This window comes from Holdemanella sp. DFI.5.55 (assembly GCF_020593575.1).
GTDB classification, from domain to species: Bacteria; Bacillota_I; Bacilli_A; order Erysipelotrichales; family Erysipelotrichaceae; genus Holdemanella; species Holdemanella hominis.
The window spans coordinates 1-201 of record NZ_JAJDMK010000495.1 but is presented as its reverse complement, the minus strand read 5'-3'; the positions used below and the strand labels follow the sequence as shown (position 1 = coordinate 201).

The 201-nt window shown below is 39.8% G+C and carries 1 protein-coding gene; it reads left to right on the top strand.

Translation table 11 applies throughout. The annotated features are described in order from the left end of the window. Positions 1-11 precede the first annotated feature (11 nt). On the top strand, positions 12-201 hold a 190-nt coding region (locus LJE08_RS14945; RefSeq protein ID WP_227403706.1), incomplete at its 3' end, for an IS110 family transposase.

The window sequence follows — 201 nt, the reverse complement described above, 5'->3', positions numbered from 1 at the left end:
ATACGGTTGCCTTGATCAACCCTAAAACCACTGATCTCACACGCAAGATGGAAGGTGGCATTACTAAGAATGACAAACTGGATACAATCACCATTTGTGATGTCCTCGATACTCCTGAGCGCAAGAAACAGTATCGTATTACTAAAGTTGACCGTTTTGATTTATATGAACAAAGACAATTGACTCGTCATCACCATAATC